At 41.4% G+C, this 10,926-nt stretch carries 5 protein-coding genes; all 5 read right to left on the bottom strand.

Translation table 11 applies throughout. From position 1 onward, the window contains the following. Positions 1–356 precede the first annotated feature (356 nt). A complete protein-coding gene (locus tag AC1RJ8_RS14460) occupies positions 357–1,913 on the bottom strand; it encodes a RagB/SusD family nutrient uptake outer membrane protein (protein WP_492954434.1) in 1,557 nt (518 codons plus the stop codon). 26 nt (positions 1,914–1,939) lie between these two features. Continuing rightward, positions 1,940–5,140: a SusC/RagA family TonB-linked outer membrane protein gene (locus AC1RJ8_RS14455; RefSeq protein ID WP_492954433.1), complete on the bottom strand. Its 3,201-nt coding sequence runs from the start codon at positions 5,138–5,140 to the stop codon at positions 1,940–1,942. 937 nt (positions 5,141–6,077) lie between these two features. Next, positions 6,078–8,354, bottom strand: coding sequence for a catalase/peroxidase HPI (gene katG, locus AC1RJ8_RS14450; RefSeq protein ID WP_492954432.1), 2,277 nt, complete (start codon positions 8,352–8,354; stop codon positions 6,078–6,080). A gap of 259 nt (positions 8,355–8,613) precedes the next feature. Beyond that, on the bottom strand, positions 8,614–10,002 hold the full coding sequence (locus AC1RJ8_RS14445) for a serine/threonine protein kinase (RefSeq protein ID WP_492954431.1): 1,389 nt from the start codon (positions 10,000–10,002) through the stop codon (positions 8,614–8,616). After that, positions 9,995–10,789 (bottom strand): FHA domain-containing protein, encoded by a 795-nt coding sequence (locus tag AC1RJ8_RS14440; protein WP_492954430.1) that lies wholly within the window; start codon positions 10,787–10,789, stop codon positions 9,995–9,997. Before AC1RJ8_RS14440 ends, AC1RJ8_RS14445 begins: the two co-directional genes overlap by 8 nt. Between the last annotated feature and the right edge of the window lie 137 nt (positions 10,790–10,926).

Below are 10,926 nucleotides of genomic sequence, written 5' to 3'. Positions count from 1 at the left end.
GTAGCGCCAGATGTAAAGGGCTATAATTCAAATAAGCTAAAAATGTGCCTCAGATTGGATTTACAACGATGTAATTAATTTCGGGGTTTTATACTTTATGTTTTCTATTACCAGAGATGGAACAGCTAAACATGCACTTATTTGCTTGCATTTTAGTAGTTAGCCACGGAGGCGCAGCAAACGCGAAATACATATGCGTTTATTATCCTGAGAGATTATTTATTGTATAAAAATCAACACGAATGACATGAGATTTAACGAATCAATATATTGCGTAGAATCGTCATTAAACCCCACTAAACAAAAAATGGTGCCTGAAAAATTTTCGGCACCATTTTCTTATTGAAATTTTCAGTTTAATAACCTGGATTTGGAGTCAGATTGGGGTTATTTTTGATTTCCGAAGTCGGAATCGGAAACAATAAATGTTTGGTTTGCAAAGGTTGGTTTACACTTTTGTTAATGTGACCAACAAAATTATCAAAACCATTAGTGGTTTCATTGTACACTTTACGCAAGCGAACCATATCAAACCAGGTAATACCTTCGTAACACAGTTCATGCCAGCGCTCTCTCCAAACCGCTTCTTCAAACTGCGTTTGGCTCAAGCCTGCAAGATCAGCCAGTTGAGCCCTTTTCCTTACAGCATTTACCGCAGTATATGCAGCAACATTCGGGCTACCATCTGCCCTGTTCTGTGCTTCTGCATAAATTAATAGCGTTTCGGCATAACGGATCTGTGGAATATTCAGATCACTCCTGCTGGTACCTTCTACACCTAGTGTTCCATTTGCAATCAGATCGAAGTGTTTAAAAACATAAGGTTTACCACGGTTAATCAGCGGCATTTTAAAGCCATCGGTATAATAATCGGTAAAGAAATAACCTTCTCTGTTTTTAGCCCTTAAATCTCCTGCTTCATACGAACCATAAAAACTTGCTGTTGGGATAGCAGTTCCAATCCCATCAATTTTAGAAACCAAAGGCTGGTGTAAAGGTAGATATGAAGACTGTAAAGGATTACCAGATCCGGCAGCATCATTGTACTGGATTCCGAATAAATGCTCCACTTTATTGTCATTCTTCGCATCGTGCAGGGCTCCATAACTTGGAAATAATCCAAGTGATGCAGGATTCCCGGTTGAATAATCGATTACCTCTTTGGCTTTATCTGCAGCTAATTTATAATAAGCTGCTCCCTTGTTAAGGGGTTGCCCGGCCATGGTTAAATATACTTTTGCCAGTTCCGTTTTAATTGCCGCTGTAGAAATACGCCCGCTTGCATCCATAAAAGGCAAACCTGCTGCTTCTGCAGCAACCAGATCATCAACAATCTGCTTGTATACCTGTTCTTGTGGTGTACGGGAAGGAGAAAAATTAGGATCGTTAGGACTGGTAATCGGTTTTGTAATCAAAGGTACATCACCCCATAAACGTACCAGGTAAAAATAGGCCCAGGCCCTGATGAAAGATGCCTCTCCTAAAATTCTTTTTTTCTGCGCATTATCCATCGGATTAATGCCCGGAACTTTATCCAATACCAGGTTGGTTTGTGCAATCACTTTGTAAAAGCCGTTCCAGGTTTGGTTAACATGCAAGTTTGTTCCATCATAAATTAATGAATACAAATTATTCAGGTCGGAGTTTTGCGCGGTTTCGGTAGATTGTATTCCCGTTGGTGCATCCAGCATCTGCCAGTTGTTGGAATAAATACCAGCACCGTTTCCAATAAACCGGATCTCTGCATAAACAGCAGCAATACCCGCCTCTGCATGCTCGGGTAAAGTATAAAAACTATTGGGCGAAAGATTGGTGGGATCTGTTTCATCTAAAAACTTCTTACATCCAGAGTTCCCGATTATAGCACCGCTTAGCAACAACAAAGCAGCGATATTTTTTATATTTATTTTCATTTTGATATCCTTTCTTTAGTTAATGTTTATAATCCAATGTTTAAGCCTACCATGAAAGTAGTTGGCTTTGGATAATCGAAAAATGTTTGACCTTGTGCAAATGCATTTCCATAAGTGGTTACCTCAGGGTCGTTACCGGTATACTTGGTGGCCAGGAAGAAATTCTGAACAGATGCATAAACGCGGAGTTTACTTAAGCGTAATTTTTCGACTAGTGTTTTATCAAATGTATAACCGAGTAAAAGATTTTTCCCGCGGATGAAAGAACCGTCTTCTAACCAGTGGGTATCTACGTTGGTTACATATCCGGCAGACTGATCCCTGATGGCGGCAATCGGTGTATTCTGGTTCTGAGGAGTCCAGGCATTTAATACACTGGAAAAACTGTTGGCCTGTACCTGTCTGTCCTCACCCGAGTGGTGGGTCATATTCAACACATCATTACCATAAGAATATTGAAGCTCTACAATCAGCTCTAGGTTTTTATAGCGGAATGAGTTACCGAACGATCCCCAGCCTTTTGGTGTTCCGTTACCAATAATCTGACGGTCGGCATCTGTAATGGCATGATCGCCGTTTACATCTAAATATTTAATGTCGCCCGGAAGCAAAGTTTTACCACCACGGTAACTTACATATTTAGCGGCTTCTGCCCTTTCGGCCTCGCTCCAGGTCCCTAAACGAACAAGCCCCCAAAATGAACCCACGGGCTCACCTACCCTGATAATACCAGTTTGATTGGTGAAATTTGGGTTACCCACACCAAAAATATCATCAGGAGTGGCCAAAGAAAGTACTTTATTACGGTTAAGGGAAATGTTAAAACTGGTTTTCCAGGTAAAATCGTCAGTTTGTACGTTTACCGTATTGATACCCAAATCTAAACCTTTGTTCTGCATAGAGCCGATATTTTTTCTGATCACCGAGTACCCTGTGGTACGCGGAACCGGTGCATCCAATAACATATCGGTTGTTTTTCTGTAATAAAGATCGGCTTCTAAATTAATGCGGTTATTAAACAAGCCTAATTCTAAACCCGCATCAACCTGAGCTGTTTTTTCCCAAACCAGATCTGGATTTGCCAACCTACCGATACCAATGCCTGTTACCCTACTATCGTTAATAATGGCTGAGTTATTCACTAATGTGGCGAGCGATTGGTACGCAGGAAGCTCTGAGTTACCACTTAAACCATAACTGGTTCTTAGTTTTAAGTTAGAGATGGTTTTGTTTCCTTTAAGGAAATCTTCATCTGAGGCTTTCCAGGCCAATGCTGCCGAAGGGAAAAAGGCGAATTTATGGTTCTCTCCGAATTTGGATGACCCATCTACCCTACCTGTAAAAGTAACCAGGTATTTATCTTTAAAGGCATAGTTTAACCTTCCAAAATAAGAGTTAAAAGCCGATCTGTTCCTACTAGAGCCCACCGTTATCGACTTACTTCCAGAGCCCATATTGTTGTTTCCGTAGAAATCGGTTACAAAATTCTCGGCATGGCTGGTGTTGCTAAAGAAGTTGGTGGCCTGCCACGAGATACCCAATAACGCATTAATGGCATGCGATTCGGCAAAACGTTTGTTATAGGTTAAATAGTTTTCCAATGACCAGAAGGTTTCCCGATCGTCGGTAACATTCGCCGTTCCATTCTGTCCGTCAGAGATACCGTATAATTGTTTGGCATTGTACTCGTTAATGTTACGGCTCACAATATTGGCCCCTAACTGGGTACGGAACTCTAAATCTTTGCTAAAGCTAATGGTAGAGTAAATACTCCCCAAAGCAGTTTGGGTAACCATTCCATATTTTTGATCGGTTAAGATGTGCACCGGATTGGAACCTCCTTCTGCCCATGGAATCAGTTTATTATCGCCCCACTTGCCATCTGCCAGTTTAATTGGTAGAAAAGGGAATGCTTCTGTAATCATACGGACTGAATTTAAGCCGCCTGTTCCCTGATCAACAATGTTTTCATTCTGGTTATTGTAGCTCAAATTACCGCCTACCTTTAACCATGGTTTAATTTTACTATCGAAATTAAACCTGCCCGAATAACGTTTTAAATAAGAGTTTAGTAAAAGTCCCTGGTCATCGCGATAGCCTGCAAAAACACCGTAGGTACTATTTTCATTCCCACCTGTAAAACCCAGCTGATGATTTTGCGAAAGTTTGTTCTGTGTAGATTCTTTTAACCAATCGGTATTATATAATGGATTTCCACTGCTATCGAAAAATTGAGGTAAAGCAATTCTGGCGGCTTTAGGAACGGGTGTGGATGCGTAACTTCCTGCTGCCCAACCTACCGGATCGTAAACTTTAATATTCTCGTAAGCCAGATCCTGCACTTTAACGTACTCGAAAGCATCGAGCATTTTAACATGATGTGCCGCCAATGTATTTACACCAAAATCTGCATCATAGGTAATGCGCTGGGCATCTGCTGTTCCTTTTTTGGTCGTGATTAAAATTACCCCATTTGCACCCCTCGCACCATATATAGCCGTTGAAGACGCATCCTTTAACACCTCTACAGAAGCGATATCGCTTGGGTTAATATAATCGATAGCATTACTGTTCTGTGTTTGCGAGCCCACTGGCAAAGCCACGCCATCTACCACATAAAGTGGATTGTTACTCGTGTTGATTGAACTAAATCCGCGGATTTTGATATTAGTCTGTCCGCCGGGCCTACCCGAGTTGGTATTTACCTGTACACCAGAAATACGGCCAGCTAGTGCCTGGTTTAGGGATGAAGACGGACGTTCCTGAAGTTCGCTTGCTTTGACCACACCAACAGAACCCGTGAGGTCTGTTTTTTTTACCGATCCATAACCAATTACCACTACTTCATCTAACTTATTGGCTTCGGCAGGCATCATTTTAACGCTTATGTTGGCTTCATTGCCCACTGTAACATCTTTATTTTGATAGCCTACATAAGAAAAACGGATCACATCGTTCGGGTTGGCCTCAATGCTGAATTTACCAGCTTCATCGGTTACAGCAGTTTTACCTGAAGAAATATTTTTGATGCCCACTCCAGGAATAGGTATGTTTTTTTCGTCTAATACAGTTCCTGTAATTACTTTTCGGTTTTGGATATGCACTAAAGGCATTCTTAGCTCAGAAAATCCATCGGATTTTTCAGCAACCGGATTCATCGAAAAAACAGGACTATTGAGCAAAAAAAGCACAGAAAGCCCTGAAATCTTTAGTAGATTGATTTTCATTGGTTTAGGTTTAGTAAATGGTTAGTTAATAATATATAATTCAACTGCTAGCAGCTAAAACGTTTTATCAATTATTCAATAAAAATAACTGATGGCAAATATCATTTTTAATCAGAAGGCTTTGAGTTAAAAGCAATTGTGTGATGGGAGATCGTATTTTCAAACTTTTTAAAAACTACACACAAATAAACTACACAGACATATACTGCACCACATGCAGCAAATATTCCTAAGCTCATCATCATATTCGGTTATTGATAAATCGATTTATCAATTCAATATTAAATATTTTATCACAAAATCAAGAATATTATTTCGATCATTAGAAATACGCTATCGTATAAATTCGATTACAGTATGATTACTTTTACAGGCATTGATTTTTTTGAGTAAATATTCCAGGTAAATCAAAAAATGGCTCAGTCTAAATTCATTATGCCTCACCTACTTAAGTGTATTTTTAAGAATTGAATAAAAAAAATGAGTTTTTTTTCAAACGAAGGGTACCCAGTGTTATCACAGCGCGCATTAATCAGCTCGCCTATTTTAATTGCTGGGTAAATCTGTTAAAATGAGAAAGCCCCATATTTCTATGAGGCCAATTATTTTGTCTTATTAGCATCCACCAATAAAACTAAACCAAACAAACTAATGAAACTAAAAGACAAATAAGTTTGAGAATTGTTTTTAATAAATAAAAAATATTAAAATATTTTTTATTTATTAGGTTATAGGAGAAAATAGACGCTGCTCAAACTACGTTTCAAAGGTTTCCAATACTAAAAACAAACCATTTGCTGAAAGATGGACGTGTCTTATGCTGAATTACCCTTTACAAACTGCAAAGTGAGATCCGCATCAGAACATGAGAAAAAACGATAATACAAAAAAGGCACCGAAAATTTCGGTGCCTTTAAATGTTACGCTGTATTTCTAATTAATTTAAATCAAAACGATCTAAATTCATTACTTTATTCCAGGTGGCCACAAAGTCTTTCACAAATTTATCTTGTGCATCTGTGCTTGCGTATACTTCTGCAATTGCCCTAAGTTCGGCATTAGAACCAAATACAAGATCAGCACGGGTTGCGGTCCATTTTGGCTGACCAGTTGAACGGCTGCTTCCGATATAGAGTTCTTTATCTTCTCCCACAGCTTTCCATGCAGTTTCCATATCCAATAGGTTTACAAAAAAGTCGTTAGTTAACTGACCGGGTTTTCCGGTTAAGACACCATTTTTCGAACCATCAAAATTTGTATCCAGGGCACGTAAGCCACCCACCAACACCGTCAGTTCAGGTGCAGTTAAAGTAAGCAACTGGGCTTTATCGATCAGGAATTCTTCCGTAGGAACAGGAGATTTTGAATTACGGTAATTACGGAAACCATCAGCAGCGGGCTCTAAATAACCAAAAGATTCTATGTCGGTTTGTTCTTGCGAAGCATCCATCCGTCCAGGTGCAAAAGGAACTGTAACAGAATGTCCGGCAGCAGCGCCAGCTTTTTCAACTGCAGCATTACCTGCCAATACAATTAAATCGGCTAAGGAAACTTTTTTACCATCAATTTGTGCTGCATTAAATTCACTTTGAATATCCGATAATACGCCCAATACTTTTTGTAATTGTGGAGGATTGTTAACTGCCCAATCTTTTTGAGGAGCCAAACGGATCCGCGCGCCATTGGCACCACCACGTTTATCAGAACCGCGGAAAGTAGAAGCCGAAGCCCATGCAGTAGAGACCAATTCGGCCACACTCAGTCCTGAAGCCAATACTTTTGCTTTTAATGTTGCGATATCGCTCTCGTTGATCAATGCATGGTTAAGCGCAGGTATTGGATCTTGCCAAAGCAATTCTTCCTGCGGTACATCTGGCCCCAGGTAACGTGCCAAAGGTCCCATATCACGATGGGTTAATTTAAACCATGCCCTGGCAAATGCATCAGCAAACTGATCTGGATTTTCTAAGAAACGTCTCGATATTTTTTCATAAGCCGGATCGAATCTTAAAGAAAGATCGGTGGTAAGCATGGTTGGCAGATGTTTTTTCGATCCGTCAAATGCGTCAGGAATAATAGCCTCCGCATTTATAGCTTTCCATTGATGTGCACCGGCAGGGCTTTTTGATAATTCCCATTCAAATCCAAACAGGTTTTCGAAAAAATTATTGCTCCACTGCGTTGGTGTTGTGGTCCAGGTTACTTCCAACCCACTCGTAATGGTATCAGCACCCTTTCCAGAAGCATAACTATTGTTCCATCCTAAACCCTGGCTTTCGATACCGGCGGCTTCAGGTTCTTTGCCCACGTGATCTGCTGAAGCAGCACCATGCGTTTTACCAAAGGTGTGCCCACCAGCAATTAATGCTACTGTTTCTTCATCATCCATTGCCATGCGGCCAAAAGTATCGCGGATATCTTTCGCAGCAAGGATTGGGTCTGGGTTTCCATCCGGGCCTTCAGGGTTTACATATATTAATCCCATTTGCACTGCAGCAAGTGGTTTTTCTAAGTTACGTGAGTGAACATCTCCATCGGCATCGTCATCCGTAACCACTACGCCATGCGCCTTATGTGCACCATCAGAACCGTGTGCATAACGGAGATCGCCACCCAGCCAGGTTGTTTCTGAACCCCAATATACCGATTCATCTGCTTCCCAAACATCCTCACGCCCGCCGGCAAAACCAAAAGTTTTGAAGCCCATCGATTCTAGTGCGATATTTCCTGTTAAGATCATTAAATCTGCCCAAGAAATTTTGCGCCCGTATTTTTGTTTAATGGGCCAAAGTAATCTGCGGGCTTTATCAAGGCTCACATTATCCGGCCAACTGTTCAGCGGTGCAAAACGTTGTAATCCGGCACCTGCACCACCACGGCCATCGCCTACTCTGTAGGTCCCTGCACTGTGCCATGCCATGCGGATAAATAAACCTCCATAGTGACCAAAATCTGCCGGCCACCAATCTTGCGAATCGGTCATCAGTGCATGAAGGTCTGCCTTTAATGCGGCTAGATCTAAACTTTTAAAAGCTTCGGCATAACTAAATTCTCCATCCATTGGGTTGGATAAATTAGAATGTTGACGCAAAATACTCAGTTTTAACTGCTTTGGCCACCAGTCGCCATTTCGGGTACCGCCACCACCTACATTACTTTTCATGCTGCCATTATGAAACGGGCACTTGCTAATATCGTTCGATTCTTTTTCCATATATATTGTCTTTTGTTAGTGAAAACTGATCCGCTATTAAAACTTAACCAGATTACTATAAATTTAGAGAATTGAAAGAACTAATCACAATCATTTAATTCTATAATGGAATAGTTAGAATCTATTACTATGCTATATCAGCAATTTAGGAGGATGCCAGGGCTTAGATTCATAAAATATAACTTTATGTTAATCCTTCCTTAAAACAAAAAGGCCTACTAAGTATTTAACTTTTGGAGGATTGATGTAACTGTTTTTCTCAGAATATACCCAGAAATTTCTTCTTCTTTTTACCGTTCTGTTTCCTTGCTTTTTCGGTTGCTTTTACTTGCTGGGCCCATTGCATTTTTGCTTTCCGAATGCTGTCTTCCTTCGCTGTTTGCAGCGATTGTCTGTACTGTTCATTTGCAATTTCAAATGGTGACCGGTATGAGGTTGCCGGTAAGGCTGTAATATCATTGTTTTCTGTCTTAGTTAAGCTATAAACTACAAAGACAACAACTAAGGTGCAGGCGGCAGCGTAGCCTAAAAAAGCCTTTCTTGGCGCATGGATGTAATTTTCCTGGTGATATTCACCGGTCGAGCCATTGTATTTTATTCCAGCCTTCAGGGCGAGCGGTTTTAGTGTTGCGAGCTCTTTTTCAAGCTTTTCGTTCTTTTGCTGTGCCTCACCATATAAGGCGGCATAATGCAAGACTTCGTTGGGTATGGTGGTTTTCGCGTCCCTGGTATCTTGTGGTGCCGATAATAGCCCGGCAGTAACTGCCTTCTGCAGTTCCATTCCATTGGCATACCGGTCATCTGGATTTTTTTGCAGGCATCGCCCGATCAGCTCGATTAACCAGTGGGGTACCTGCATTTCTGCATGCAGAATATCATCCTGAAACATATTTTCCAGATTGCTTTTACGCAGTAACATGGCATCGGGGATTTCCTTTTCAAGATGTGCGATCACGACCGTGTTGCGGGCGGTATCGCCCCCTCCTTCGAGTGGAAAAGGAACCTGCCCGGCCAGGAGTTCATACAGAATAATACCGTAACTATAAACATCTGTCTGTAACAGCATTTTTCCCTCATGCTGTTCCGGAGCCATAAACTCTACTGCCCCGGCATGGCGAATGCTTGTCCTGCGCTGCTCTTCACTCATAATGGCCAGGCCAAAATCCAATAGCACATAATTGGCAGTCTGCGTATTGTACTTCACATTATTGCTTTTAACATCACCATGTTTGACTCCAAACTGATGACAATGTGCAAGTGCCGCAGCCAATTGTTCAGCTACTTTCAATAGTTCTTTAACGGTGAAAACTTTTTGATGCGGAGGCAATAGCAGTTCGCTAAGTTCGGGGCCTTCGATGTATTCCATTTCTATATAAGGAAAGGAACCGCTATCGGTGATCCCCGAACTAAGTATCTTCACCACATTCGGGCTGGGATGAATATTTACCTGCTGTAGCTTATTCACTTCATTGAGGAAATTCCGGTAGTTTTTATCGCTTTCATCTTCCACATAAATTGGTGTGGGGATAAGCTTAATAGCAGAATAAACCGGTCCCATGCGCATCCCCTTGTAAACAGATCCCTGCCCACCGGTTTTTAAAGCCCCAAGGTTTTGTAGCCCTTCTGCAATTGTAAAAATTTTACTCATGATGCTGCGGCTTAAAACTAAATTCCAATACGACCGATTCTCCTAAGATAATCTGATCTCCCTCGGCTAATTCCTGGCCGATCTGCGTAGCATGGAGTTTTACTGTTTTTTCGGTTAGCGCTGAACGCAATTTAACCTTATTGCGGGGCGGTATCCCACCTTCATCTGCGAAGATTAAAAATTTGGCTGTGTTGGTGTCCCATTCAATATGCGCGTGCTGCCTGCTGATGTACTTATTTCGTTCATCATCACTTTCCGATGGAAATGCAATGTGGTTGGTACGGAAATAACCTTCGTCAGATTGTGCCTTTTCATCTCTGCCGATATTGTATTTCCCTCCCGTGGAAGTTATTTCATAGCTTGGCTGTAAAGTCGTGCCGCTAAGCGCTTTCAGGTAGGCTTTAGACTCCTGCTTAACAAAATGGGTTTTGGTTTTAACCAACAGTGCTACTGGCAGCTGCTTCATTTCTACCGCGTCGTCCGGAAAGGCTTCATCGAAAGCAACTGTGAGTGACCAGCCGGAGGGCAGATCCAGCGAATAGTCATCACTGATGCGTTGTATCTCGTTTTTTAATTGGTCGGGATCCTCAGTGAATACAGCAGCTTCATACACATGGCGCGCTGCAGGGCTGCAATGGATAAAAATGCCCAAACCTTTGATATTTGCGCCTTCTCCGCCCTCCGCTTTTTGTAACTCCTGTTTTACAAACTGTAGTAATGCGTGCCTGATTCCCTTCACATCGTCGGGATGTTCCCCACTTGCGCTTTTGAAGAGGTCGAATATCATTTTCATCTGTATGTTTGTTAGTGCTTGCTACTGTGTTATTTAAAATATCGAATTAAACATCTGCTCCGCTCCCAATTATGATGAACCTACACAAGCTATCGATTGGTTGATTGATTGATGGTTTGAGTTAAAATGTT

The sequence above is a fragment of the Pedobacter sp. GW822-FHT03F06 genome, assembly GCF_058801365.1.
This window is presented reverse-complemented; position numbering and strand designations above follow the sequence as displayed.

Excerpts from the sequence above, each read along its gene's own strand:
- AC1RJ8_RS14460 (WP_492954434.1), bottom strand. The coding sequence starts at position 1,913 with ATGAAAATAAATATAAAAAATATCGCTGCTTTGTTGTTGCTAAGCGGT.
- AC1RJ8_RS14455 (WP_492954433.1), bottom strand. The coding sequence starts at position 5,140 with ATGAAAATCAATCTACTAAAGATTTCAGGGCTTTCTGTGCTTTTTTTG.
- katG (WP_492954432.1), bottom strand. The coding sequence starts at position 8,354 with ATGGAAAAAGAATCGAACGATATTAGCAAGTGCCCGTTTCATAATGGC.
- AC1RJ8_RS14445 (WP_492954431.1), bottom strand. The coding sequence starts at position 10,002 with ATGAGTAAAATTTTTACAATTGCAGAAGGGCTACAAAACCTTGGGGCT.
- AC1RJ8_RS14440 (WP_492954430.1), bottom strand. The coding sequence starts at position 10,789 with ATGATATTCGACCTCTTCAAAAGCGCAAGTGGGGAACATCCCGACGAT.